Origin of the sequence: uncultured Jannaschia sp. (genome assembly GCF_947503795.1) — a bacterium.
GTDB lineage: Bacteria > Pseudomonadota > Alphaproteobacteria > Rhodobacterales > Rhodobacteraceae > Jannaschia.
This window is the reverse complement of sequence record NZ_CANNEZ010000001.1, coordinates 2295591-2321420: the sequence shown is the minus strand read 5'-3', so window position 1 is coordinate 2321420 and position 25830 is coordinate 2295591. Positions and strand designations below refer to the sequence as shown.

24 protein-coding genes and 1 tRNA gene are annotated in these 25830 nt (G+C 70.3%); 14 read left to right on the top strand and 11 right to left on the bottom strand.

The window, feature by feature from the left end; all coding sequences use genetic code 11:
- Positions 1-245: 245 nt before the first annotated feature.
- Positions 246-1037: a tryptophan synthase subunit alpha gene (gene trpA / locus Q0833_RS12130; RefSeq protein ID WP_298434691.1), complete on the top strand. Its 792-nt coding sequence runs from the start codon at positions 246-248 to the stop codon at positions 1035-1037.
- A gap of 7 nt (positions 1038-1044) precedes the next feature.
- Positions 1045-1833: an aspartate dehydrogenase gene (locus Q0833_RS12125; RefSeq protein ID WP_298434689.1), complete on the top strand. Its 789-nt coding sequence runs from the start codon at positions 1045-1047 to the stop codon at positions 1831-1833.
- Positions 1834-1842: 9 nt separating this feature from the next.
- Here Q0833_RS12125 and Q0833_RS12120 read toward each other — a convergent pair whose 3' ends face one another.
- The gene (locus tag Q0833_RS12120; protein WP_298434687.1) at positions 1843-2187 is read right to left on the bottom strand and encodes a hypothetical protein; all 345 of its coding nucleotides are present in this window, start codon (positions 2185-2187) and stop codon (positions 1843-1845) included.
- A gap of 4 nt (positions 2188-2191) precedes the next feature.
- Complete coding sequence (locus Q0833_RS12115; protein ID WP_298434685.1) at positions 2192-2872, bottom strand: DUF599 domain-containing protein; 681 nt, start codon at positions 2870-2872, stop codon at positions 2192-2194.
- An 88-nt stretch (positions 2873-2960) separates the two neighbouring features.
- Here Q0833_RS12115 and Q0833_RS12110 point away from each other — a divergent pair, with 88 nt between their 5' ends.
- From Q0833_RS12110 to Q0833_RS12080, 7 genes are all read left to right on the top strand, one after another.
- Complete coding sequence (locus Q0833_RS12110) at positions 2961-4391, top strand: FAD-linked oxidase C-terminal domain-containing protein (RefSeq protein ID WP_298434683.1); 1431 nt, start codon at positions 2961-2963, stop codon at positions 4389-4391.
- Positions 4392-4462: 71 nt separating this feature from the next.
- Positions 4463-5551, top strand: coding sequence for an FAD-binding protein (locus tag Q0833_RS12105; RefSeq protein WP_298435114.1), 1089 nt, complete (start codon positions 4463-4465; stop codon positions 5549-5551).
- Positions 5552-5582: 31 nt separating this feature from the next.
- Positions 5583-5924, top strand: a complete 342-nt coding sequence (locus tag Q0833_RS12100; RefSeq protein ID WP_298434681.1) for a hypothetical protein — start codon at positions 5583-5585, stop codon at positions 5922-5924.
- Positions 5925-5932: 8 nt separating this feature from the next.
- Entirely contained in the window at positions 5933-7339 is a 1407-nt protein-coding gene (gene glcF, locus Q0833_RS12095) for a glycolate oxidase subunit GlcF (protein ID WP_298434679.1), read from the top strand.
- A gap of 263 nt (positions 7340-7602) precedes the next feature.
- On the top strand, positions 7603-8397 hold the full coding sequence (locus tag Q0833_RS12090; protein ID WP_298434677.1) for a serine protease: 795 nt from the start codon (positions 7603-7605) through the stop codon (positions 8395-8397).
- A 52-nt stretch (positions 8398-8449) separates the two neighbouring features.
- Positions 8450-9004 (top strand): hypothetical protein, encoded by a 555-nt coding sequence (locus Q0833_RS12085; protein WP_298434675.1) that lies wholly within the window; start codon positions 8450-8452, stop codon positions 9002-9004.
- A gap of 43 nt (positions 9005-9047) precedes the next feature.
- Positions 9048-9129: transfer RNA gene (locus Q0833_RS12080), tRNA-Leu, on the top strand.
- A gap of 139 nt (positions 9130-9268) precedes the next feature.
- On the opposite strand, the gene Q0833_RS12075 is transcribed toward Q0833_RS12080, so the two are convergent.
- Together Q0833_RS12075 and Q0833_RS12070 are read right to left on the bottom strand one after the other, a co-directional pair.
- A complete protein-coding gene (locus Q0833_RS12075; protein WP_298434673.1) occupies positions 9269-10084 on the bottom strand; it encodes a lytic transglycosylase domain-containing protein in 816 nt (271 codons plus the stop codon).
- A gap of 78 nt (positions 10085-10162) precedes the next feature.
- Entirely contained in the window at positions 10163-11614 is a 1452-nt protein-coding gene (locus tag Q0833_RS12070) for a cobyric acid synthase (protein ID WP_298434670.1), read from the bottom strand.
- Positions 11615-11643: 29 nt separating this feature from the next.
- On the opposite strand from Q0833_RS12070, the gene Q0833_RS12065 reads away from it, so the two are divergent.
- Positions 11644-12213 carry a cobalamin biosynthesis protein CobQ gene (locus tag Q0833_RS12065; RefSeq protein ID WP_298434667.1) on the top strand — a complete coding sequence of 190 codons (570 nt, stop codon included), beginning with the start codon at positions 11644-11646 and terminating at the stop codon, positions 12211-12213.
- Here the strand turns inward: Q0833_RS12065 and Q0833_RS12060 are convergent.
- The 3 genes from Q0833_RS12060 to Q0833_RS12050 are packed head-to-tail and all read right to left on the bottom strand — an operon-like array spanning position 12198 to position 14560.
- A complete protein-coding gene (locus Q0833_RS12060) occupies positions 12198-12983 on the bottom strand; it encodes a 1-acyl-sn-glycerol-3-phosphate acyltransferase (RefSeq protein WP_298434664.1) in 786 nt (261 codons plus the stop codon). The two genes, Q0833_RS12065 and Q0833_RS12060, sit on opposite strands and share 16 nt — an antisense overlap.
- A gap of 9 nt (positions 12984-12992) precedes the next feature.
- Positions 12993-13874, bottom strand: a complete 882-nt coding sequence (locus tag Q0833_RS12055; RefSeq protein WP_298435111.1) for an ABC transporter permease — start codon at positions 13872-13874, stop codon at positions 12993-12995.
- A 14-nt stretch (positions 13875-13888) separates the two neighbouring features.
- On the bottom strand, positions 13889-14560 hold the full coding sequence (locus Q0833_RS12050; protein ID WP_298434662.1) for a cell division ATP-binding protein FtsE: 672 nt from the start codon (positions 14558-14560) through the stop codon (positions 13889-13891).
- Positions 14561-14755: 195 nt separating this feature from the next.
- On the opposite strand from Q0833_RS12050, the gene Q0833_RS12045 reads away from it, so the two are divergent.
- Positions 14756-15793 (top strand): zinc-ribbon domain-containing protein, encoded by a 1038-nt coding sequence (locus Q0833_RS12045; RefSeq protein WP_298434659.1) that lies wholly within the window; start codon positions 14756-14758, stop codon positions 15791-15793.
- Positions 15794-15799: 6 nt separating this feature from the next.
- On the opposite strand, the gene Q0833_RS12040 is transcribed toward Q0833_RS12045, so the two are convergent.
- Genes Q0833_RS12040 through Q0833_RS12030 form a run of 3 tightly spaced genes read right to left on the bottom strand, consistent with a single transcriptional unit; the run spans position 15800 to position 20038 of the window.
- Positions 15800-18421 carry a DUF4175 family protein gene (locus tag Q0833_RS12040; protein WP_298434656.1) on the bottom strand — a complete coding sequence of 874 codons (2622 nt, stop codon included), beginning with the start codon at positions 18419-18421 and terminating at the stop codon, positions 15800-15802.
- 34 nt (positions 18422-18455) lie between these two features.
- A complete protein-coding gene (gene lysA / locus Q0833_RS12035; protein WP_298434653.1) occupies positions 18456-19730 on the bottom strand; it encodes a diaminopimelate decarboxylase in 1275 nt (424 codons plus the stop codon).
- The gene (locus Q0833_RS12030; RefSeq protein ID WP_298434650.1) at positions 19730-20038 is read right to left on the bottom strand and encodes a DUF2834 domain-containing protein; all 309 of its coding nucleotides are present in this window, start codon (positions 20036-20038) and stop codon (positions 19730-19732) included. Before Q0833_RS12030 ends, lysA begins: the two co-directional genes overlap by 1 nt.
- Before the next feature lie 480 nt (positions 20039-20518).
- Between Q0833_RS12030 and Q0833_RS12025 the strand changes: the two genes are divergently transcribed.
- From Q0833_RS12025 to Q0833_RS12015, 3 genes are all read left to right on the top strand, one after another.
- Complete coding sequence (locus Q0833_RS12025) at positions 20519-22165, top strand: electron transfer flavoprotein-ubiquinone oxidoreductase (RefSeq protein WP_298434647.1); 1647 nt, start codon at positions 20519-20521, stop codon at positions 22163-22165.
- A 169-nt stretch (positions 22166-22334) separates the two neighbouring features.
- A complete protein-coding gene (locus Q0833_RS12020) occupies positions 22335-24014 on the top strand; it encodes a tetratricopeptide repeat protein (RefSeq protein WP_298434645.1) in 1680 nt (559 codons plus the stop codon).
- A 5-nt stretch (positions 24015-24019) separates the two neighbouring features.
- Positions 24020-24823 (top strand): 4-(cytidine 5'-diphospho)-2-C-methyl-D-erythritol kinase, encoded by an 804-nt coding sequence (locus tag Q0833_RS12015; protein WP_298434642.1) that lies wholly within the window; start codon positions 24020-24022, stop codon positions 24821-24823.
- Here the strand turns inward: Q0833_RS12015 and Q0833_RS12010 are convergent.
- Positions 24820-25803, bottom strand: a complete 984-nt coding sequence (locus Q0833_RS12010) for a polyprenyl synthetase family protein (RefSeq protein ID WP_298434639.1) — start codon at positions 25801-25803, stop codon at positions 24820-24822. The two genes, Q0833_RS12015 and Q0833_RS12010, sit on opposite strands and share 4 nt — an antisense overlap.
- Between the last annotated feature and the right edge of the window lie 27 nt (positions 25804-25830).

Here is a 25830-nt window from a genome sequence, read left to right as displayed (position 1 = left end):
GATGGGGGCGCGCGCGCGAATGTCCAGTAGGGCGGCGTCGAGATCGCATCGGGGCGCCGCGAATTCGAGAGGGGGGCGCAGGTTGGCGCCACCGGCGGACATCGCCTCGTCGCGCGGTTACAAGTCGGGTAGGCACCCTCCGGTGCTGCCCCGGTCCCGGCGAAATCGCCACGATCCCCCTGCCGCGCATTGACGCGGCGCCCCGCGTCGGGCACCGAACCGCGACCCCTGCGCCGGAGGCCCGCATGACCCGCATCGACGACACCTTCGCCCGGCTGCGCGCCGAGAACCGCCGCGCCTTCGTGGCCTATGTCATGGCCGGAGACCCCGATGCGGCCACCGCGCGCGAGATCGTGCTGGGGCTGCCCGCGGCCGGCGTCGACATCATCGAGCTGGGCTTGCCTTTCACCGACCCGATGGCGGATGGCCCGACGATCCAGCTTGCCGGACAACGCGCGCTCGACGGCGGCATGACGCTCGACGGCACGCTCGACATCGTGCGCGCGCTCCGGGCCGAGGACGACACGACGCCGGTCGTGATGATGGGCTATTACAACCCGATCTATTCACGGGGCGTGGACCGCTTCCTCGAACAGGCGAAGGAGGCGGGCGTCGACGGGCTCATCATCGTCGACCTTCCGCCCGAGGAAGATGCCGAGCTTTGCCTGCCCGCGCAGGCGGCCGGTCTGAACTTCATCCGCCTCGCGACACCGACCACCGATGCCGCACGCCTGCCGAAGGTGCTCCAGAACACGTCCGGTTTCGTCTATTACGTCTCGATCACCGGGATCACCGGCGCGGGTGCGGCCAGCGCCGAAAAGGTCGCCCCCGAGGTCGCCGCCATCAAGGCCGAGACCGACCTGCCGGTCATCGTCGGCTTCGGCATCAAGACCCCCGACGCCGCCCGCGACATCGCCGCCGTCGCCGATGGCTGCGTTGTCGGCTCCGCCATCGTCGAACGGATTGGCCGCGGCGATAGCGTGGGCGAAGTGCTGGCCTACGTGAAGACGCTGGCGGACGGCGCGCATTCGGCGTGACGCGCGCATGACCGTCGCGATCCTAGGGGCAGGAGCCATCGGGTCGTATGTTCTAGGTCATCTGCCGGCGGGGTTCGTCTCGGCCCTGCTCGTCCGACCGTCCCGCGTTACCGAGGAACCGGACGGGCCGCCCCGTGTCGCACGGGTCGCCGACCTGCCGCGGGGGACGCGCCTTCTCGTGGATTGCGCCGGGCACGGCGGCCTCGTCGCACATGGGGCCGAGGCGCTCGCCGCGGGCATCGACGTCCTGACGCTGTCGCTCGGCGCGCTGGCCGATGCCGCACTGGCCGACCGCTTGCAGGCGGCGGCCTCGGCCGGGACGGCCCGGCTGCGTCTGGCGAGCGGTGCGATCGGAGGGCTCGACGTGCTGCGCGCGGCCCGCGCGGCCGGGGCGCTGGAGCGCGTCACCTATACGGGCCGCAAGCCGCCCGAAGGCTGGCGCGGCTCCCCGGCGGAGGACAGGATCGACCTGGCCCGCCCGCTCTCCGCCCCGGTGACCCATTTCGAGGGGTCGGCCCGCGAGGCGGCGCTCGGTTACCCGAAGAACGCCAACGTCGCCGCCGCCGTCGCGCTGTCGGGGCTCGGGTTCGATGCCACGACCGTCGCCTTGATCGCGGACCCGGAGGTCACGGCGAACACGCATGACATCACGGCCTCCGGCGCGTTCGGGGACATGCGGATCACGATCGCGGGCCAGAGCCTGCCGGGAGCGCCGCGAAGTTCCGCGCTTGCCGCCTTGAGCCTCGTGGCGGCGATCGACGGGCGGGACGCGTGGATGACCTTCGACGGGGGCTGACGGCGCCCCTCAGGGCAGCGTGACCTCGACCGCCTCTCCCCAGCCGTGGACATTGTCGTGGGCGCGCACGGTGACGGTCCCGACGCCCTCGGGCACCTCGACGCCGCGAAGCGATCGGGTGAAGGGCTGTTCTGTCACATGGGGATGCAGAAGCTCGCGGTAGCCGAGCCGCATGCCGTCGGGGCCCAGAACCTCCCATCCGTCTGCATAATGCTCCCATCCGGTATCGGCGTGACTGACGGTGACGTCGAAGGTCCAGCCGTCGCCACCGGGGCGCAACTCGACCGCCTCGACGACGGGGAGGTCGGCCAGGGCGGGTCCGGCGAGAAGGGCGAGGGGCAGAAGGATACGCATGGGATCAATCCTCCATCAGGACGACCCGCGAGGTCGATGCAAATTCCCGTGACAGGACCGTCCAGCAGATCGCGGCTGTCCCGATCATCAGGGCCCAGGGCCCGGCGACCCAGGCGAGGGCGGCAAAGGCGAAATAGATCGAGCGCAGGCCGCGATTAAAGTTGAGCGCGGCACGGATGTTCAACTCGGCGGCCTGATCGGCGCGCGGGCGGGCCTCGGGGTGGTCCACGTCGTTCGGGACCGACGCCATCACCACCGCGCAATATCCGAAAAGCCGGTTCGACCAGACGAACTTGAACACCGCGTGGACGAGGATCAGCGCCACCAGCGTCAGTTTCGCCTGCCAGAGCAGCACCGGCTGGCCCACGACGCCGACATCCATCACGATGCTGTCCAGCCGCTCGGCATTGCCGGCCAGCGCCAGCACGCCGCCGACCGCGATCATGGCGCCCGAGGCAAGGAAGGTCGTCCCCTGCCGAAGGCTCCCGAGGATCGCCGCGTCGAAGATGCGCGGCTGGCGGGTGATCATCTCGACCATCCAGTCGCGGCGGTAGCGGCTCATGAGCTGCGTCACCGAGCGGTCCGACCGTTCGATCAACCAGCCGCAACCGAACCATGCGACCAACAGGGCCGCGAGGGCAGCAAGGTCGGCAGGCGCGAGATCGGTGAGAAGTGAGAGCGTCATGCCGAAGCCCTAGCACCACGAGACGGCGCTTGCCTTCCTGGAAATTGGTAATATGATCTTACCAATTGCCGCAGCGAGGACCGATCCCATGGAAATGCCCCCGATCGAACCCTTCGCGCTGGCCAAGAAGGCCGAGCTCGTCGCCCGGCTGCTCGAGGTGCTGCCCGCCGACGCAGTCATCAGCGACGAGGCTGAAACCCGCGCCTATGAATGCGACGCGCTGACCGCCTACAAGTGCCCGCCGCTGGCCGCCGTTCTGCCGCGCTCGACGCAGGAGGTGTCGGACGTGCTGCGCATCTGCCACGCGCTCGAGGTGCCGGTGGTGCCGCGCGGGTCGGGCACGTCACTCGCCGGAGGCGCGCTGCCGACCGCGGATTGCCTGATCCTCGGGGTCGCGCGCCTGACGGACGTGCTCGAGGTCGATTACGACGACCGCATCATCCGCCTCCAGACCGGGCGCACCAATCTCAGCGTCACCGGCGCCGTCGAGGCGGACGGGTTCTTCTACGCCCCCGATCCGTCCTCGCAACTGGCCTGTGCCATCGCGGGCAATATCGGGATGAATTCCGGCGGCGCGCATTGCCTCAAATACGGCGTTACGACGAACAACCTGTTGGGCGTGACGCTGGTGCAGATGGACGGCACCGTGGTCGAGATCGGCGGCGCGCATATGGACAGCGCGGGGCTCGATCTTCTGGGCGTGATCTGCGGCTCCGAAGGGCAGCTCGGCGTCGTCACCGAGGCCACGCTCCGCATCCTGCCCAAGCCCGAAGGCGCGCGCCCGGTGCTGATCGGCTTCGACAGCCTCGAAGTCGCAGGGGCTTGCGTGGCGGACATAATCAAGGCCGGCGTCCTGCCGGTGGCGATCGAGTTCATGGACCGCATCATCATTCGCATCGTGGAGGATTACGCCCATGCAGGCTATCCCGATTGCGAAGCGCTCCTGATCGTCGAGGTCGAGGGCTCCGAGGCCGAGATCGACGAACAGCTTGCCCTGATCGAGGAGATCGCGCGCCGCCACGACCCGGTCGAGCTGCGCCAGTCGCAATCCTCCGACGAGGCCGCGAAGATCTGGCTGGGCCGCAAATCGGCCTTCGGGGCGACGGGCCGCATCAGCGACTACATGTGCCTCGACGGCACGATCCCCGTCTCCGAGCTGCCCCGCGTCCTGGCCGGGATCACGGCGCTTTCCGAGAGGTACGGGCTGCGCGTCGGCAACGTCTTCCACGCGGGCGACGGCAACATGCACCCCTTGATCATGTACGACGCCAACAAGCCGGGCGATCTGGAGATCTGCGAAGAGATGGGCGCCGAAATCCTCAAGCTCTGCGTCGAGGTCGGCGGATGCCTGACGGGCGAGCACGGGGTCGGGATCGAGAAGCGCGACCTGATGAACCACCAGTTCACGCCCGACGACATGGAGGCCCAGCTTCGCGTCAAGGACGTGTTCGACCCGAAATGGCTGCTGAACCCGGCCAAGGTGTTCCCGCTCGCCGTCACGGCGGACCGGCGGGGCTGAGCGAAAGAATATTCGCCGAATATTCTTGCCTCCGGCGGAGGTATTTGGGGCCAGAGGAAGGACCGGACGTGCTGACACCCGAAACCGAAGATCACCTCGCCGAGATTGTGCGCGGCGCCAACGCGCCGCTGTCGATCCGGGGCGGCGGCACGCGCCATGCGCCCGCCGCGGGCGAGGCGCTGACGACCGCGGGTCTGTCGGGCATCACCCTCTACGAGCCGGGCGCCCTGACGCTCGTTGCGCGTGCGGGCACCCCGATGACCGAGGTCGAGGCCGCGCTCGCCGCCGAGGGCCAGCGTCTGCCCTTCGAGCCGATGGATCACCGCCCGCTTCTGGGCACGTCCGGCACGCCCACCATCGGCGGCGCGGTCGCGATGAACGTCTCGGGGCCGCGCCGCGTCCAGGCGGGCGCTTGTCGCGACAGCCTGATCGGCGTGCGCTTCGTCGATGGCGAGGGGCGCGTGGTCAAGAACGGCGGCCGGGTGATGAAGAACGTGACCGGCTACGACCTCGTGAAGCTCCTGGCGGGGTCGCGCGGGTCGCTGGGCATCCTCACCGAGGTCAGCTTCAAGGTCCTGCCCGCCGCCGCCACGCAGGCGACGTTGCGGCTGGATGGGCTGGACGTGGCCCGCGCCGTCACCGCGATGGCCGCCGCGCTGTCCTCGCCCTTCGAGGTCTCCGCCGCCGCGCATGACCCACAGGCCGGCGCGACGGTCCTGCGGCTGGAAGGGCTGGCGGGGTCGGTCGATTACCGTGCAGGGCGGCTGGCCGGGGTGCTGGCACCGTTCGGTGCCACCGAGCGGATCGAGGGCGACGCCTCCACCGAGCTCTGGCGTCGCATTCGGGATGCCGAGCCGGTCGCGGGCGCGGGCGATGTCTGGCGCGTCCATGTCCGCGGCTCGCGGGCGGCGGATGTCGTGGCGCGGGCCGGCGCCGAGGCCGTGCTGCTCGACTGGGGCGGCGGGCTCGTCTGGCTGCGCCTGCCCGAGGGCGCGGACCCGCGCGCCGCGCTGGGCGATCTCGGCGCTCACGCCGCCCGTGTCACCGGACCCGCCACGGCGCCGCACCAGGCCCCGGCGCTCGCCGCATTGGAACAGGGCATCCGCGCGCGGTTCGACCCGCGCGGCCTCTTCTCGGCGCGGGCCACGGAACGGGCATGACCCGGCCGGTCGCATCACCGGAGGTTCCCCCATGGTGAACGTGGCGGCCTTCCTCATCTTCGCGGCCGCGTTCTGGGTGCCGACGCTGCTGCCCCGCAGGGCCGGGCTGATCGTCGCCACCCTGACGCTTGCGGCTTGCGCGGCGCTGATCGTGCGCGCGGCGATGCACGTGTCCTCCACCACCCATTTCGACATCGCGCGCGAGGCCGGCATCGCCGTCGGTGCGGCCTTCGCCGTCGCACCGCTCGCCGCGATCATCTACCTCGTCAGCATTCCCGCGGGCGAGCGCCGCCTCCTGTCCCGCGCGATCTATCTCGTGCTCGCGCTGGCTGGCGGCGCGGCCGTCGGCGCGCTGGCCTTCTTCTCCGCGTAAGGGTTTCCATGCAGACGACATTCACGCCCGAACAGCTCGCCGATCCCTCCACGGCACGCTCCAACGAGATCCTGCGGACCTGCGTGCATTGCGGGTTCTGCACGGCAACCTGTCCAACCTACCAGGTGCTGGGTGACGAGCTCGACAGCCCGCGGGGCCGCATCTACCTCATCAAGGACATGCTGGAGAACGACCGTCCGGCCGATGCGAAGACTGTCAAGCATATCGACCGCTGCCTTTCGTGCCTGGCCTGCATGACGACCTGCCCGTCGGGGGTGCATTACATGCATCTGGTCGACCACGCCCGCGAGCATATCGAGAAGACCTACAAGCGCCCGTTGATGGACCGGCTGCTGCGTTGGACGCTCTCGCGCATCCTGCCCTATCCGACGCGGTTTCGCGTGGCGCTGCTCGGGGCGAAGATCGGCAAGCCCTTCGCGTTCCTGATGCCGGATGCGCGGCTGAAGGCGATGCTGGCGATGGCACCGAAGACGATCCCGCCGGTCAGCCGCAATGACGATCCGCAGGTCTTCGCCGTGCCCGAGCGGAAGATGCGCGTCGCCCTGATGACCGGCTGTGCGCAAAAGGCGCTGAACACCGACATCAACGACGCGACCATCCGGCTGCTGACGCGGCTCGGGGCCGAAGTGGTGATCCCCGAGGGCATGGGCTGCTGCGGGGCGCTGACGCACCACATGGGCAAGACCGACGAGAGCCATGCCTTCGCCGCCCGCAACATAGAGGCCTGGTCGCGTGAGATGGCGGGCGAAGGGCTGGACGCCGTCGTCATCAACACCTCGGGCTGCGGGACGACGGTGAAGGATTACGGCCACATGTTCCGCAACGACCCTCTCGCCGACAAGGCCGCCGCGGTCTCGGCCATCGCGCGCGACGTGTCCGAGGTGCTGCTGGAATTGATGGGCACCGATCGCGACTACGCGACACCGCCGCGCCCCGCCCGCGACGGCGTCGGCGGCGTGCCCACGGGGCGCGTGCCCGAGAATGCGGGGGCGGGGCCGATGCAGGTCGCCTATCACGCGGCCTGCTCACTGCAGCACGGCCAGCAGATCAAGGGCGCGCCGAAGGACCTTCTGAAACGTGCCGGGTTCACGGTGCTCGAGCCGCGCGACGCGCATCTCTGCTGCGGCAGCGCCGGGACCTACAACCTCATGCAGCCCAAGATCTCGGGCGAGCTGAAGCGGCGCAAGGTCGCGACGCTGGAGGAGCGGGCGCCCGACGTGATCGCGGCCGGGAATATCGGCTGCATGATGCAGATCGGCGGCGCGGCCTCGGTGCCGGTCGTGCATACGGTCGAATTGCTCGACTGGGCCACGGGCGGGCCGGTGCCGCCCGCCATCGCCGCTCACGAGCCGGGCGCCCCGCGCGCCGCCGCCGCGCCGCCTCGCCTGCGCTGACCGCCCCGGTCGCTCGGATCGGGCCGGGCGGTTGCACTCGCCGGGCCGCCCCGTGCCTGGGATCAACCGATATGCGAGGTCCCGGAAAAACCCGGCGCAGATCATGGCGGAAACGGGACGATCCGCCCCGAACGGCCTGATCCGCGACACAATAAGGCGATTCCGTCGCGGATTGGTCCCGAAACGAGACCGGTGCGGCCCCGGCCATGCCCGACTCACCCCCCAGGTTGGCCTCGACACATTCCGGGGACGACCATTCCATGATGACCACGATCCGAACCGCGCTTGCCGCCGTCACGCTGTGGGCCGCCGCGCTTGCGCCTGCCGGGGCAGACGGGATGCTCGAGACCCTCAGCACCGCCGACGCCACCCGCGGCTGGGAGGCGGTGGGGCGGCTGAACCTCGGCGACCGCGGTTTCTGCACCGCGTCGCTCGTGACCTCGGACGTCGTCATCACCGCCGCCCATTGCATGTACGACAAGGAGACGGGCGAGCGGATCGAGCCTTCGACCATCGAATTCCAGGCCGGGCTGCGCTTCGGGCGGGCCGAGGCTTATCGCGGCATCCGCCGCATCGTCCTGCACCCCGAATACGACTTCGCCGATGCCAACCGCCTCGGTCGCGTCGGCTCGGACCTGGCCCTGCTCGAGCTGGACCGTCCCGTCCGCAGCGGCCACGTCAAGCCCTTCCGCACCCAGCTTCGCGTTCGCGCGGGCCAGACGGTGCAGGTCGTCAGCTATGCCCGCGACCGCGCCGACGCCCCCTCGCGGGAGGAGGCCTGCACCATCCTGACGCGGGACGACGACATCCTCGTGCTGAGCTGTTCGGTCGATTTCGGCGCCTCGGGCGCCCCGGTCTTCGCGGTGTTCGACGGCGAGATCCGCCTGATTTCCGTGATCTCGGCCAAGGCCGAATGGGAGGGGCAATCCGTCAGCCTCGCCGCGGTGATGGAGACCGAACTCGACGTGCTGGTGGGCGAATTCGCCCGCACCCCGGCCTTGTCCACCGTCGGCAAGCGCGTCCGGCCCGACACGCCGGTCGACACCGCGAACCAGTAACACTCACGCCCGTATGACTTGACGTAGCCGCCTGACGCGTCACCGTTGGGCCATGCGTATCGCGATCTGCTGTCTCGTCTCCCTCGCGGCCCCGGCCCTGGCCGAATGTCCCGCCGCACCGGATATCCGCGCGCCGATGGACGCGCTCGTGGCCGAGGCACGGGCCGCCCCGAACGAAATGGCGGTCCGCCCTGTTTCGGCGGCGATGTGGGCGCTCTGGACGAAGGCCCCGGATGCCGAGGCGCAAGCCCTTCTCGACGAGGGCATGGACCGGCGCGCGTCCTTCGATCTCGCCGGTGCGCTGATCGCGTTCGATGCGCTTGTGGACTACTGCCCGGACTATGCCGAGGGCTACAATCAGCGTGCCTTCGCGAATTTCCTGCGCGGCGAGTTCGCGACGGCCTTGCCGGATCTCGACCGTGCCATCGCGCTCAGCCCCCGGCATGTTGCGGCGATCGCGGGCAAGGGCCTCACGCTGATCTCGATGGGTCGCATCGGCGAGGGGCAGGACGCCATCCGCGAGGCCGTCGCGCTGAACCCATGGCTGTCGGAGCGGCACTTCCTGACGATGGAACCGGGGCCGGGTGGAGACGAGATCGAGCTCTGACCCGCTTGCCAACGCCCCCGCCCGCCCGCTAGGCCGGGACCATGCGGGCGTGGTGGAATGGTAGACACACCAGACTTAAAATCTGAGGGGCCTGGCCCGTGCGGGTTCGAGTCCCGCCGCCCGCACACCGCGATTTTCACAAAGTGACAATCGTGGCGGATCAACCAGACAAATGGCACCGGGACGTTGCCCCGCAAAGTCTCCGGTTCTCGGCGACCGACGCCCAGCAACCCACCTTCAGGCCACCAGCACCGGCGTCGCCGTTCACCGCACCCGTTCGGCGGCGTAGGCGATGGCGCGCTGGTAGTTGCCGCTGTCGTTCCACGCCGAGAGCACGTTGAAATTCGCCGTGCCCTGGCCGAAGGGCTGACCCGCGCGCCAGCCATTCGCGCGCAGCATGTTGGCCGCCGACGCCAGCGCGTCCACCGCGTTATAGGGATCGGCGCGACCGTCGCCATTGGCATCCACGCCGAACCGGGCCCAGTTCCCGGCGAGGAACTGCATATGGCCCAGCTCGCCCGACGGGCCGCCCTGCGTGCCCGAGTTGATGACGCCGCGATCCGCCAGTTGCAGCGCCGCGATGGCATGGCTCTCGAAGCGCGGGTGGCGGCGGCAGTAGGAGGCCAGGGTGATCGCCCCGTCGATGATGGGCGTGCGGCCGGTATAGCCGCCCCAGGACGTCTCGAGCCCCCAGATCGTCGCGAGGATCGAGCCGGGCACGCCGTAGCTGCGCTCGATGGCGGCGAAGGTATTGGGGTTGGCGTTGATCTTGCGCTGGACCTGATTGATGAACGCCTCGGCCGAGCTGCCCGAACGCTTCGCGAGGAAGGTCGCGGGGTTGCCCTGGGCCACGCCCGACTGGCTGGCCGGGTTCGACTCGAATCGCCAGGTGATGCCCGAAAGCTGCGCGTTCTGAAGAGCTTGCAGCCCGCGCTGGCCCACGCCGGACGCGGCTGCCTGCTGCGCGAGGCCCGCCTTGTAATTGCCGAACTGGCCTTGGCTGGTGATGCATTGGGCGGCGAGGACGGGGGTCGCCGTGGCCGACAGGGCCAGGGCGAGGACGGACAGGATGCGGCGCATAGGGGTGGATTCTCCGAAAGGGCAGGTTCGAGGTTTTGCCGGAGCGTAACACGCGGACGCGTCTTGACAAACGTCCTGTCAGACCGGCCGGGCCAGCGAGAGGATCATGTCCATGTCGAGGGCCCGCGCGAGGTGTTCGGACAGCGCGTCGAGCGTGGCCTCGACACCGGCCGCGTAGGGCTCGTCGCTCGGCGCGGCCCCGAGGCGCGACAGGAAGGCCGCGCGGAACGCGTCCCCCGCGAACAGCCCGTGGAGATAGCAGCCGAGGACGCGGCCGTCCGGGCTGGCGGCGCCGACGGGCGCGCCGTCGCGCATCAGCCAGCCGCGCGCGGTGTCGGGGCCGGTCGTCTCGCCCAGATGGATCTCGTAGCCCGCGACCGCGGTGCCGCTGGCGATGTCCGTGGCGCGCACCCGCGCGAGGTGCTTCTCGGGCCGCATCACCGTCTCGACATCCAGAAGCCCGAGGCCCGGCACCATCCGGGGCGCGCCTTCCAGCCCTTCGGGATCCGAGAGGCTTCGGCCCAGCATCTGGTAGCCGCCGCAGATGCCCAGCACGTGCCCGCCCCGGCGGCGATGGGCGGCAAGGTCGATATCCCAGTCCTCGGCGCGGACCGCGTCGAGATCGGCGATGGTCGTCTTCGAGCCGGGGATCAGCACGAGGTCGCAGACCGGCAGCGGCCGACCCGGCGGCACGATCTCGACCGAGAGCGCGGGATCGGCGGAGAGCGGGTCGAGATCGTCGAAATTGGCGATCCGGTTCAGGCGCGGCACGGCGATGCGGAAAGCGCCGTCGCGCTTGGCGGAGCGGATGTCGAGGATGTCCTCTGCGGGCAGGCGATGGGCGTCGTCGAACCAAGGGACGGTCCCGAGCGGCGCCCAGCCGGTGCGGGCCGCGATCTGGCGCGTCCCCTCGTCGAAGAGGCTGACATCGCCGCGGAACTTGTTGACCAGAAAGCCCGTGATCCGGTCCGCGTCTTCCGGGGCCAGCACCGCCTTGGTCCCGACGAGCTGCGCGATCACGCCGCCGCGGTCGATATCGCCCGCCAGAATCACCGGCACGCCCGCCGCCTCGGCGAAGCCCATATTGGCGATGTCGCCCGCGCGCAGGTTGATCTCGGCGGGGCTGCCCGCGCCCTCGACGATCACGAGGTCGCATGTCGCGGCGATGCGCCGGAAGCTGTCCAGACAGGCGTCCAGCAGTTGCGGCTTCAACGCGGCATAGTCGCGGGCCTTTACGGTCGCCAGCCTGCGCCCTTGCACGATCACCTGCGATCCCGTCTCGGTCTCCGGCTTGAGGAGGACGGGGTTCATGTCGACCACCGGCTCGACACCGGCGGCCATGGCCTGCAGCGCCTGCGCCCGCCCGATCTCGCCCCCGTCGGCGGTCACGGCGGCGTTGTTGGACATGTTCTGCGGCTTGAAGGGGCGCACCCGAAGGCCTGCCCGCGCGAAGTGGCGGCAGAGCCCGGCAACCAGCATCGACTTGCCGACATTCGACCCCGCCCCCTGCACCATGATCGCCCTTGCCATGGCGCGCACCTCCCGTCAGCCGTGGGCGCGTGAACACCCCGGCCCATCTCATCATCGGTCTGGCCGCCTTCGGCAAGCCCGGTCGGCCCCGCGTCACCGCAGCGGCTTTGGCGGGCGCGCTGATCCCCGACCTGTCGCTCTACCTGATGGCGGGAGGCGCGCTGGCTTGGGGCATCCCGGCGGAGCGGGTCTTCGGCGAGCTCTACTTCTCGGACGAATGGCAGGCGGTCTTCGCGGTCGACAACTCGGTCTTCGTCTGGGGGCTTTTCCTGGTGCTGGGGCTCTGGCGCGGACTGCCGTGGCTCATCGCCGGGGCAGGGGCGGGCCTCTTGCATCTCGCGCTGGACTTCCCGCTGCACCATGATGACGGGCGGGCCCATTTCTGGCCGTTCACGGATTGGATCTTCGCCTCGCCGTTCAGCTACTGGGACGGCAATCACCACGCGGGCTGGATCGCGCCGCTGGAGGTGGTTCTGGTCGTCGGGCTCGCCGCCTGGTGCTGGACCCGCTTTCGCTCGATCTGGCTGCGCGCCCTGTTGGCCGTCCTCGTGGCGGCACAGCTCGCCGTGGGCGGCGTCTGGGCCTACGTCTTTTCCTGAGCGACGTCATGGGCGGCTTCGGCCACCGGGTCGCCTCCGAGCCTAGGATGCTGCGCCACGGGAAACCCGGCCTCGGCCATCAGGCGATTGGAGCCGCCCTCGACCCGTTCCTCCAGAAGCGCCATGAACTGCGCCCGGCCCAGACCCGGCGGGATCGGTTCGAGGAACTCCATCACCGCGCGCCCCGGCTTTCGCAGAAGCCCGCGCTTGGGCCAGAACACGCCGACGTTGGTCGCCACCGGCACGCAGGTCTGCCCCAGCTGCTCGTAAAGCGCGAAGGTCCCGACCTTGTAGGGCCGCGTCGCACCGGGAGCGACGCGCGTGCCCTGCGGATAGATCAGGAGCTGGCCGTCCTCGCGCTTGCCCGACCGGATCTCGGCCAGCATCCGCTTGATCGCCTCGCCGCGCTTGCCGCGCTGGACCGGCACGCAGCCGACGCGCAGCGCGTATTGGCCCAGCACCGGCGCATAGGCGAGGAGCGACTTCATGATGAAGAAGCCCCGCGGCGCCGCCGACCAGAGCAGGATCACGTCGAGGAACGACTGGTGCTTGGCCGCCACGAGCACCCCGCCCGACGGAGGCGTGCCACGCAGCTCGCAGGACAGCCCGCAGATCGCCTCGAGCATCTTCAGCGTCGTCCGGGCATACACATCCATCGCGCGGCGCGCGCCGTCGGGCGAGGCGATCATGCGCGGCAGGTAGATCAGCCCGCAGATCGGCATCCAGGCGTACATTGCGATGTTGAAGATCAGCGAACGGAGATATTGCATCCCGGACCCCTACTCGAAACCGGCCAGCGCGCGAAAGGCCGCGCGTCGCGTTGCAAGGAAGGCCACGATCGCGGCCAATGGCGGGATGAGACCCGGCAGGAGCCAGCCGGCCCCGCGAAATCCGAGCCCCGTCAGGAACCCGCCCGCGGCATCGGCGGCGGGCAGGGCGGCAATGGCGGCGACGCCCAGCACCGTGCCGACGACCGCACCGATCAGCGCGCGGAGCGTGAAACGGCGGGTAAAGGCGCGGGCGACATAGGCATCGCGCGCCCCCACGAGGCGGAGGACGCGGATCACGGGCCGGTTCGCGGCCAGCGCGGCCTGCGCGGCCAGCGTCACCATCGCGGCCATCGTGCCGCCGATCAGCGCCAGTGAGGTCCAGCCCAGCAGACGCAGACGCTCCGCCGCGGTCACCAAGGGGCGCCGCCAGCGCGTATGGTCGTCGAGTGCTGCGCCGGGCACCTCGGCGGCCAGCCGCAGGCGCAGCCCCTCGCGGTCAAGCGCGTCGGTCCCCACCAGCTCCACCAGCCGGGGAAGGGGCAGCCGGTCGAGTGGCAGGTCGGGGCCCAGCCACGGCTCGAGAAGCGCGGCCTGCTCGTCCTCGGTCAGGACACGGGCGGAGGCCACGCCCGGCGTGGTCACGAGGATCGCCATCACCGCGTCGACCTGCGCGTCGGCCTGATCCGCCGGCGCCGACACGCGCACCGTCGCCGCCTGCGCGAGGGTCTCGCCCCAGCTTTGCGCAAGGCGGCCGGTGGCGAGCGACAGGGCCAGCGCGAAGACCGCGAGGAACGCCATCGCGCCCGCCGTCAGCACCGTCAGCCAGACGGTGTGCCCGGTCGGCGGCACCACCCGGTCGGCGGCGCGGTCGCCGATGACGAGGTCCAGCATCGCGCGGAGCGAGGTCACAGCTCGGCCCCCGCCGCCGCGAGCGTTCCGCCCGCCAGCCGCAGGACGCGGGCGGACACCAGCGGCTTCGCCGCGCGGATCAGCGCAAGGTCGTGGGTCGCCACGACGATGGTCTTGCCCAGCCTGTTCAGCTCGGCCAGCAAGCCCAGCAGGCGTTGCGACATGTCCCAGTCGATATTCCCCGTCGGCTCGTCCGCGATCAGGATGTCGGGATCCATGATGACCGCGCGGGCCAGCGCGGCCCGCTGGCGCTCGCCGCCCGACAGCTCCGGCGGTGCGGCATCGGCCCGCTGGCCCAGCCCGACCCAGCCCAGAAGCTGGTCGACATCGGCCCGCGCGACGTCCTGGCCCGTCACCTGAAGGGGCAGGGCGACGTTCTCGGCCAGCGGCAAATGGTCGAGGAACTGGCAGTCCTGATGCACGACGCCGATCCGCCGCCGCATCCGCGCCAACCCGTCCCGCCCGAGGCTGCGCGTGTCGCGCCCGTCGACACGCACGATGCCGCGGGTCGGTTTCAACTCGCCGTAGCAGAGCTTCAGGAGCGTGGTCTTGCCCGCGCCCGACGGTCCGGTCAGGAAGTGGAACGATCCCGGCGCCAGCGTCAGGCTCAGATCCGAAAGGAGGGCCGCGCCGCCATAGCCGTATTCTGCGCCCTCAAGCTCGATCACATCGCCGCTCCCCTGCTCGGCGACCTTCTGCCCCAGCCACAATCTCGACGCAATCGGACGGGTCTGTCCCCGTGGGGTCACAGGCGGGCCTGTCCTGCCGCGCCCGGCCGGGCCACGGGGGTTGACAGGCCGGGGCCAATGGGGCGCGGTGACGGTGATTGTACACGATTAGCCTTAGGAACCGGCCCCCGGCCCATGCGTATCACCTGTCCCAATTGCAACGCCCAATACGAGGTGGCGGATGACATGATCCCGTCCGGCGGACGGGATGTGCAATGCTCGAACTGCGGCACGACGTGGTTCCAGGACGGGCGCGCGCGGCAGGCGACCGCCGCCGAGGAGCGCGCGGTCCGCCGCCCCGGACGACGCGCACCCGAGGCCGGCACCGACGCCGCAGCGCCCGAGGCGGCCCCGAATACCGCCACACCCGAGCCCCGCCGCATGGCCGAGGGCGACACCCGCGACATCCTTCAGGCCGAGCGCGACCGCGAGGACCGCATCCGCGCCCGTGCCATCGCTGCCGCCGAAGCGGCGTCGAGCGCGTCCGAAACTGACCCGATCGCGCCGTCAGCCGCCGCCGAGGCCGATCCCGAGGAGGACGGCGATCCGCGCGAACGGGCCGCTGCCGAACGTGCTCGCATGGCCGCCGCCGCAACGGTCGCCCGTGCCCGCGACGACGCCGTGGAAACGGACGGCCCGGACCACCCGCTGGAAGCCGAGCCTCCTGCGCCGCCCGATGCGGACACCACCGCGCCGGATGATGGCACCGACGACGCTATTGCCGAAGCGCTGCGCGATGCCGCCGCGACGGATGACGGCCCCTATGACGACCCGGCCGCCGCCAACGCGGGCCCCGACGCCGGTGACCTTGCGGGCGCCGCACCTGTCGCCGCGCGCACGACGCGCCGGGAGCTGCTGCCGGATATCGAGGAGATCAACTCCTCGCTCCGCCCCGACGAACGGACGCTGGAGGCCGAGGCCGCCGCCGCCGCCGCCGCCGACCATGCCCAGATGGCGCCGCCGGCCCGAAGCGGGTTCCGCATCGGGTTCCTGACAGTCGGCCTCGTGATCCTGGCCTTCGTCGGCGTTTACATCTTCGCGGATGCCATCGCAGCCGCCGTGCCGCAGGCCGCGGCCGCGCTCGACGGCTATGTCAGCTTCGTGGATGCGCAGCGGATCGCGCTCGAGACCGGGGCCGAAGCCCTGGTGGACCGGATCGCGCCCGACGCCTGACCGGCGTCAGAACCGCTCCAGCAATCGCCGCAGGTAATCGAGCTCCAACTGGGGCCGATCGCGTTCGCCCGAGCGTCGCCGGATCTCATCCATCAGATCGCGGGCGCGCCGTGCGGCGTCAGGGCCGTTGAGAAAACTTTCGTCGGTCCCGAGGCGCCCACCCTGGCCGGACTGGCGGCCCAGCGGATCGCGGTCGAACGCGCCGCCGCCCCGCGTCGCCGCCTGGCCCTCGCCCTCGCCCGGATTGCCCTGCTGGCGCTCCTCGGCCATGGCGCGGCCCAATTCCTGCATGCCGTCGCGCAGCGCGTCCATTGCCTCCGCCTGATCGTCGAGCGCCTCGCCGAGGCTGCCGCGACCCAAATCCTCTTCGGCCCGGCGCATCGCGTCCTCGGCCCGGCCGATCGCGTCGCGCGCGGCCTCGCCGGCCTCGCTGCCGCCGCCCGGCATATTTTCGCGGAGCTGCTCCAGTCCGCGCCGCAGCGCCTCCTGCCGCGCCGCGAGATCGCCCGCGCCGCCGCCCGCTCCGGGGTTCTGGGACTGGCCGCCGGGCTGCTGCGACTGGGCCTGGCCGCCCTGGCCCTCGCCGGGCTCCTGCCCTTCCTGCTGGCCCGGCTGGCCCTGTTGCGGGCCGGTCTGGCTGTGTTCGCTGCCGCGTCCCTGGCCGCCATTCGGGCCCTCGTTCTGCTGGCCCTCGCCGGCCTGCGCGTCGGGATTGAACTGCTCCTGCAGCTGGCGGAAGCCCTCGTCCGAGAGGCCTTGCTGCTCGCGCAGGCTCTCCCGAAGGTCCTGCATCGCCTGCTCGCCCTCGCCGGGTTCGCCCTCGCCGCCACCCTGGCCCTGGGTGACCTGCATGTTCTCCATCATCTCCTGAAGCTGGCGCAGAAGCTCCTGCGCCTCGGCGGTCCGGCCCTGCTCCATCAGCTCCTCGATGCGGCGCATCATCTCCTCGAGCATGTCGGGCGTGACCTGCTGCATCTCGCCCTGCGCCTGCTGCTGTTGCTGACCCTGCTGCGGGTCCTGCTGCGCCAGCTGGCGGGTATAGTCGTCCATCGCGTCGCGCATCTCGTCCATCAGGCGCGCGATCTCTTCGGGCGGTGCGCCCTGCCGGATCGCCTCGGACAGCCGTTCCTGCGCCTGACGCAGACGTTCCAGCGCGGAATCGAGACTGTTCTCCTCCAACCGGATCGCCGCCTCCCAGAGCATCGCGGCCACGTCGTCCTGTGTCGCCGCATCCAGCGTCTCGACCGCCGCGAGCCGCCGGATCGCCATCCGGACGATCAGGAACGCGGGCGGGTTGTCGAAGGTATCGTCCGCCTTCCACGTCATCGCCCGCAGCAAGCGCGTCACCCGCGCGTCGTTGGACCGGGCCCAGAGAAGATCGCGCCGCTGCTCGACCAGCGCGGACGCGACCGGATCGTAGAAGGGCCGTGCGGGCAGGACGATGCGCGTCGTGCTCTGACCCGTCTGACCCGCAGCGTCGGCGGCCTCGAGCGTCAATTCGACCGGCATGCCCGCCAGCGGATGCTCGGTCAGGTCGGCGCGGAAAACCTCGCGGATGTCGGTCCGGTCGCCGGTGATCGGCAGCGCGAGGTCCAACTCGACCGGATCGCGGGGGTCGGGATCGACGGCAAGCCCGTGGCTGCGATCGGCAGCGGCGCGGTCCAGCGCGATCACCACCTGCGCGGCGGTCACGCCGTGGTCGTCGCGGGCGGCCCAGGGCAGGGTCATCTGGTCGGGATAGTCGAACCCCGCCTCGCCCGCGACCTCGATCTCGGGGGCCGCGTCCGGCAGCGCGGTCAACGTCCAGACCGGCGCATCGGCGGTGCCGTCGATCGCAAGCGTGCCCGATTGCGTGACGGTGAAATCCTGCATCGCCTCGGTCGGGTCGACAACGTCGCGGCCGGACACGGTCTCGCTGACCGATAGTGCGCCCACCGTGCCGTAGAGCCGCAGGGTCACGCGCGTACCCTCGGGCACCTCGACCTCGCCCGGTGCGATATCGGCTAGGTAGAGCGTCGGCAGGCCGGTATGGCGCGGCGGCTCGAGCCAGCCTTCCCAGGTTGGGCCCGCGGCCTGCGCCTCGCCGCCGCCGGGGACGTTCATCGGCGCGGGAGGGCGCCAGAGCGTCCCGAAGAGAAGCGCCACCGCCAGAAGCGTCAGCGCCATGTAGCGTGTCGCGTAAGGGTCGCGGTCCGAGACCCTGAGATCCGGGGCCACCGCCTTCGCGCCGCCTAGCCGCGCAGCCATCCGACGGCGATGGGCGGCCCAGACGGCCTGTGATTGCGGATCGGACCCGCCGATCGCCTGATCGTCGGCGAGCGTCGCGATCGGGCGCCCCGGCAGGGTCGCGTCGAGGCGCGCGCGCGCCTCGGCGCGGGTCGGAGCGTGAAAGCCGCGCAGCCCGAGGCCCGCCAGCACCAGAACGAGGGCCGCGCAGGCGCCGATCAGGCTCCATTCCCAGAGCGGGGGCACCAGATCGCTGGCATAGGCGGCAAGCCCGAGGAACGCCGCGGTCCAGGCGGGCCAGAACGCGCGCGTCACCCGCTCGGCCCAAAGGCCCGCATGGGTCAGACGCAGCTGGCGCCGCAGTCGCGCGTCGGGCGCATCGGTGGGTCGGGTCTCGGCCAAAAGGGCGCCTCCGCCGGCATCCGGGACCCTCGACTTAAGCGTCCGAGAGCCATTCCGGTATGGTATCGCGCGAAATCATCTCGTCAAAGGTCGGGCGCGCGCGGATCACCGCGTATTGATCGCCCTGCACGAGGACCTCCGGGACCATCGGGCGCGAATTGTACTCGCTGGACATGACCGCACCGTAGGCGCCGGCGCTCCGGAACGCCACGAGATCGCCTGCGCGGGGCGGCACCATGTCGCGCCCCTTGGCGAAGGTATCGCCGCTTTCGCAGACCGGTCCGACCACGTCGAAGGGCCGCGTCTCGGCGCCGGGGGCGGCTTCGACCACCGGAACGATGTCGTGATGCGCGCCGTACATCGCGGGCCGAATGAGGTCGTTCATCGCCGCGTCGAGGATCAGGAAATCGCGCGTCTCGCCGGCCTTCACGAAGATCGTCGAGGCCATGAGGATGCCTGCATTTCCCGCGATCAGGCGCCCCGGCTCGATCTCGATCTCGCAGCCGAGATGGCCGACCTCCTCCTGGATGACGCGCCCGTATTCCAAGGGCACCGGCGGCGCGAGGTTCGAGCGCGCATAAGGGATCCCGAGACCGCCGCCGAGGTCCAGCCGCTCGATCGTGTGGCCGTCCGCGCGCAGCGCCTCGGTCAGGGCTGCGACCTTGCGGTAGGCGGTGCGAAACGGGTCGAGATCGGTCAGTTGCGAGCCGATATGCACGTCGATGCCGACGACGCGCAGGCCGGGCAGCGTCGCGATCTCGGCATAGACGGCGCGGGCGCGGGCGATCGGGATGCCGAACTTGTCGTCCGAGCGGCCGGTCGCGATCTTCTCGTGGGTCTTGGCGTCGACATCGGGATTGACGCGCACGGTGACCGGCACCTCGAGCCCCATCTCTGTGGCCACCCGCGACAGGAGCCGCATCTCGGGTTCGCTCTCGAGGTTGATCTGGCGGACGCCCGCCGCGAGGACGTGGCGCATCTCGGCCTCGGTCTTGCCGACGCCCGAGAACACGATCCGGTCGCCCGGAACACCTGCCGCGCGGGCGCGGCGATACTCGCCTTCCGACACCACGTCCATGCCCGCACCCGCATCGCCCAGGAGCTTCAGAATAGCGACGTTGCTCGCGGCCTTGACAGCGTAGCAGACAAGATGTGGCCCCCAGGCCAGCGCCTCGTCGAACAGCGTGTAGTGCCGCAGAAGCGTGGCGGCAGAGTAGACATAGGCGGGTGTGCCGACCGCGCGCGCAATCTCGGGCAGGGGGACATCCTCGGCATGGAGGATGCCGCCCTTGTAGAGGAAGTGATCCATCAGGCGCGCCTCAGCAAAAGATAGAGCGGCAGGCCGAGCGACACGCCGACGAAATAGGTGGCCGGAATGGCGAGAAGGCCGATCCAGCGGCGGGTGCGGATGCTCTCCCAGATGGACCAGACCGTCAGCGTCAGCGCCGCCACGGTCAGGTCCCAGACGAGACCGGAGCTCGCGTCGTTGACATGCCACGCATCGACCATCGCCATCAGGTCCCAATCGTTGGCGGAGAGCCACGGCAGGAAATAGCGCATCGGCAGCACGATGCCGGCCACACAGAGCAGGATCAGGACGATGCGGAAGGGGGGCATGGCGGCCTCCGGGGAACGGGTCGCGCCCTGTTAGCGGAGGATCGCGCGGGTGGCGAGGGCAGGCGCGGGGCTCTGCCCCGCACCCCGAGGTATTTCCGGCCAGAGGATCGGGCCCGGTAACCGAACCTTAGGAATGGTCGGCGCAGGATTGACGCGCGGAACAGGCCGAGGGGCCGATGGCCGTGCCAGGGGACGGCGCCCCGGTGCCTGTGCCGCCAAGCTGATGCCGGGCGCGGGGCGCTGGACTTCTCCGGCGCGTGCCCGCGCCTGCGGCGGGATACCTATTTCCGTCGCGCACCGCATTAACCTTAACGCGTGCCACCCCCATCCTCTGGCCTGAAATACCTCACGGGGGTCCGGGGGTGTGAAACCCCCGGCCTTGCCGCCCCGCGACAAACCGCTGCGTCACGATTGACCCGCACGTCACCCATCCCCATACCCATTCGCAACTTGCCGAAACCGACCCGAGAGTGGCCCGAGATGACCGATCAGACCGAACGCGAAGCCATGGAATACGACGTCGTTATCGTTGGCGCGGGCCCCGCGGGCCTGTCGGCGGCGATCCGGCTCAAGCAGTTGGACCCCGAGCGGTCGGTCGTCGTGCTCGAAAAGGGCTCCGAGGTCGGCGCGCATATCCTGTCGGGCGCGGTGCTGGACCCGGTGGGGCTCGACGCGCTGATGCCCGACTGGAAGGAGAAGGGCGCGCCGCTCGATGTGCCCGTCACCTCCGACAGCTTCTACGTCCTGGGCGAGGAGGGGCGCGTCCGCGTGCCCAACGCCGCGATGCCGCCGCTAATGAACAACCACGGCAACTACGTCGTCTCGATGGGCAATGTCTGCCGCTGGATGGCCGAACAGGCCGAGGCGCTCGGCGTCGAGATCTTCCCCGGCATGGCCTGCTCGGAGCTGGTCTATGACGGCGACCGCGTCAAAGGCGTCGTGGCCGGCGAGTTCGGTCTGAACCCCGACGGCACCAAGGGCGATGGCTACGAGCCGGGCATGGAGCTGCACGGCAAGTACGTCATGCTGGGCGAGGGCGTGCGCGGCTCGCTCTCCAAGCAGGTGATCGAGCGCTTCGACCTCGCCGCAGATGCCGACGTGCAGAAATACGGCCTCGGCATGAAGGAAATCTGGGAGATCGATCCCGAGAAGCATCGCCCTGGCAAGGTCGTCCACACGATGGGCTGGCCCCTGGGCAAGAACGCGGGTGGCGGGTCGTTCATCTACCACCTCGACAACAACCAGGTCTATGTCGGCTTCGTGGTCCACCTGAACTACAAGAACCCCTACGTCTTCCCCTACATGGAATTCCAGCGGTTCAAGCATCACCCGATGGTGGCCGAACTTCTGGAAGGCGGAAAGCGCGTGGCTTACGGCGCCCGTGCCATCACCGAGGGTGGATGGCAGTCGCTGCCGAAGACGGCCTTTCCAGGGGGCGCGCTGCTGGGCTGTGCCGCGGGCATGGTCAACGTCCCCCGCATCAAGGGAAACCACAACGCCATGCTCTCGGGCAAGGCGGCGGCCGAGGCCGCGCATGAGGCCATCTTGGCCGGGCGCGAGGGCGACACGCTCGACGCCTACGATGCCGAAGTCCGGTCCGGCCCGATCGGGAAGGACCTCAAGCGCGTGCGCAACGTCAAGCCGCTCTGGTCGAATTACGGCCTGACGGCCTCGCTGACGGTGGGCGGCGCGTCCATGTGGCTCAACAACCTGACGGGCTGGTCGCCCTTCACCCAAGCCCATGGCAAATCCGACGCCGAGAGCACCGAGCCCGCGTCGAAGCACAAGCCGATCGACTACCCCAAGCCCGACGGCAAGCTGAGCTTTGACCGGCTGACCAACGTGGCCTTCTCCTTCACGAACCACGAAGAGAGCCAGCCCGCGCATCTCAAGCTGAAGGACCCGTCGATCCCGGTGGACGTTAACCTGCCGACATACGCAGGTCCCTCGGCGCGCTATTGCCCGGCGGGGGTCTACGAATTCGTGGGCGAGGGCGATGACACGCGGTTCCAGATCAACTTCCAGAACTGCGTCCACTGCAAGACCTGCGACATCAAGGACCCCAGCCAGAACATCGTCTGGACCACACCCCAAGGCGGCGACGGGCCGAATTATCCCAACATGTGACGCGGATGTGAGGCGGGGACCTGCCGATTGGGGTCCCCGGTCCGTTGCATCTGCGTGACCGCTCTCCTACCGTTCGACGGGACAGGCCGACGGACGGGGCGCACCCCCGCAGGGCCTCAGGTGGCAGACAGTTTGCGGGACGGCGCGCGCCGCCCGAGGGGTACTCGACATGATCCGACCGATCCTTTTGGCCGCAACCCTTCTTGCGGCGCCGATGGCGCAGGCACAGGACGTGGCCGGGCCCTATCTGGCGGCCCGCATCGCCGGGTTCTCGAACGACTACGCGGCGGCGGGGCGGTATTACGACCGGCTGGTCGACAAGGACGGCGCCACGCCGCAGACCCTCGAGAACGCCGTCATCATCCACTCTGTCCTGGGCGAGGTCGACCGCGCCGCCCGCGATGCCGAGGCCCTCGCCGCGACCGGCGGCAGCAGCCAGTTCGCCGACAACGCGATGATGATCCGTGCGCTGCGCGACAGCGATTTCGAGACGGCGCTCGGCCTTCTCGGGGGCGACGGGGTCGGGGGCACGCTGCTCGACGGGCTGCTCGCGGGCTGGATCGCGAGCGCCGAGGGCAACATCCCGGGCGCGGTCGCCGCCTTCGACGACCTGGCCACGCGCGAGAGCTTTGCGCCCATCGCATGGCTCCACAAGGGATATGCCCTTGCGATGGCGGGCGATTTTGAGGCCGCCGAGGAAATCTTCTCCGGCGACGCGCACGGCCCCATGAACCTGACGACCCGCGGCGTGGAAGCCCATGCGCAGGTGCTGGCCATGCTGGGCCGGCCCGAGGATGCGACCGAGCTGCTCGACGCGGCGAACGCGCTGACCAACAGCCCCAGCCTGCAGGCGCTGGCCGCCCGCATCGCCGCCGGCGACGAGGTCGCGTGGGATTTCATCACCACGGCGCAGCACGGCATGGCCGAAGCCTATTTCACCCTTGCCGCGATCCTCGTGGGCGAGACGTCCCCGACCTACACGCTCATCAATGCGCGCGCCGCCAGCATCCTGCGCCCGAACCATGTCGAGGCGCTGGTCCTGATCGGCGAGCTTCTGGAGGAGCAGGAACAATACGCGCTGGCCGATGCCGCGCTGACGCAGGTGCCGCGCGACCATCCCGCTTTCTTCGGCGCGGAGATCACGCGCGCCGAGGTGCTCCTGGCCGCCGACAAGTCCGAGGCCGCCGTGGAGGTGCTGCGTGCCCTGACCCGCACAACGCCCGACCGGCGCGAGGTCTGGACCGCCTATGCCGACACGCTGCGCCGTCTCGAGCAGTTCGAGCCCGCGGTCGAGGCTTATGACCGTGCCATCGCCCTGATCGAAGAGGTCGGGCCGCGCGACTGGTTCGCCTTCTACGCCCGCGGCATCTCGCGCGAGCGGCTGGATCGCTGGCCCGGGGCCGAGGCCGATTTCCGCCGCGCGCTCGAACTCAATCCCGATCAGCCGAGCGTGCTGAACTACCTCGGTTACGGTCTGGTGGAGAAGCGCATCAAGCTCGACGAGGCGCTGGACATGATCGAACGCGCGGTCGAGGCTCGGCCCGATGACGGCTACATCACCGACAGCCTCGGCTGGGTGCTCTACCGCCTCGGACGCTACGACGAGGCGGTTGCGCCGATGGAGCGGGCGGTCCAGCTCCGGCCGACCGATCCGCTGATCAACGACCATCTGGGCGATGTCTACTGGACCGTCGGGCGCAAGCGCGAGGCGCGGTTCCAATGGCAGCGCGCCCTGAGCCTCGACCCGCAGGAACAGGTCGAGCGCATCCGCCGCAAGCTCGAGGTCGGACTGGATGTCGTGCTCGAGGAAGAGGGTGGCGCGGGCCCGATCGGGGTCGCGCAGGACTGACCGCCATGGCGCCCGACCGTGCGCCGGGCTTCGCGCCCGCCAAGATCAACCTCACGCTCCACGTCACGGGTCGCCGCGCCGACGGCTATCACCTGCTCGACAGCATCGTGGCCTTCGCCGATCTGGGCGACGTCCTGACGGTCGCGCCCGGCGACGGGCTGATGGTCGATGGGCCGTTCGCGGCAGGTGTGCCGACGGGTGAGGCCAATCTCGTGCGCCGCGCCTTGGCGCTGGCCGATGCGTCGCGCCACGTTATGCTGACGAAGAACCTGCCCCATCCCGGAGGCATCGGCGGCGGCTCCTCCGATGCGGCGGCCGCGCTGCGCCTGGTGGGCGCGAGGCTCGATACCGACGCGCTTCTTGCGCTCGGGGCCGATCTGCCGGTCTGCATGGTGGCGCGCGCTGCGCGCATGTCGGGCATCGGCGAGACGATCCAACCGCTCGACCTGCCGCCGCTCCATTCGGTGCTGATCCATCCGGGGCTCGCCGCGCCGACCGGAGCCGTCTTCGCCGCCCTTAAGCGGGTCGACCACACCGGCCACGGCGCGCTGCCGTCCTTTGCCGATGCCGACCGGCTGACGGACTGGCTCGGGGGCCAGCGCAACGATCTGGAACCGGCGGCGCTTCGGGTTGCGCCCGGCATCGCGGATGTCCTCGCAGCGCTCAGGGATCACGGCGCCCAGCTTGCGCGAATGTCCGGGTCGGGCGCTACCTGCTTCGGGCTCTGGCCCGACCGTGCGGCGGCCGACGCGGCCGCCGCGGCGCTCGACCGGCGCGGCTGGTGGGTCCGGGCCGCGACGCTGCGCTAGAGCGCCCGCGCGACCACGTAATCGGCCAGATCGCCCAGCATCTCGCGCAGGTCGGATGCCGGCAATTCGGCCAGCGCCGCCCGCGCGCGGTCGCGCCAGGCCAGCGCCTCGACGCGCGTCTCCTCCAGCGTGCCGTGGCGGGCGAGAATGGCGCGCGCGCGGTCCAGGTCCTCGGACTTCCCCCGCTCAAGTGCATCGCGCCAGAACGCCCGTTCGGCGTCGTCGCTCCGGGCCAGCGCCCGGATGACCGGCAGGGTCAGCTTGCCCTCGCGGAAATCGTCCCCGAGGTTCTTGCCGATCCCGTCGCCCGCGCCGCCGTAATCCAGCCAGTCGTCCATGATCTGGAAGCTGACGCCCAGCGCATCGCCGAACCGGGCCAGCGCCTGCTCCTGCGCCTCCGGCACCCCCGCGACCACGCCGCCGACTTGTGCCGCCGCCTCGAACAGGGCCGCCGTCTTGCCGCGCACGACCTTGAGATAGGTCTCTTCGGTCGTCGCGAGGTTCCGCGCCGCCGTCAGTTGCAGCACCTCCCCCTCGGCGATGGTCGCGGCGGCGCCCGACAGGATGTCCAGCACCCGGAGCGAGCCCGTCTCGACCATCAGCTGGAAGCTGCGCGCGAAGAGGTAATCGCCGACCAGCACGCTCGACTGGTTGTCCCAAAGCAGGTTCGCCGTCGGTCGGCCGCGCCGCTGCCGGCTCTCGTCGACGACGTCGTCATGCAGTAGCGTCGCGGTGTGGATGAACTCGACCGTCGCGGCGAGCTTGATGTGGTCGGTGCCCTCGTAGCCGCACATCCGCGCGCAGGCCACGGTCATCAGCGGGCGCACCCGCTTGCCCCCCGCCTCGATCAGATGGGCTGTCACCTCGGGGATGCGCGGCGCGTTCTCCGAGGCCATCCGGTCGCGGATCAGATCGCCCACCGCCGTCATGTCGTCGGACAGGGCGGCCGTCAGGCGGGCGTGGGGGCGTGTGTCTGTCATGGGGTCCCGTCTCGACAAGCGCGAATT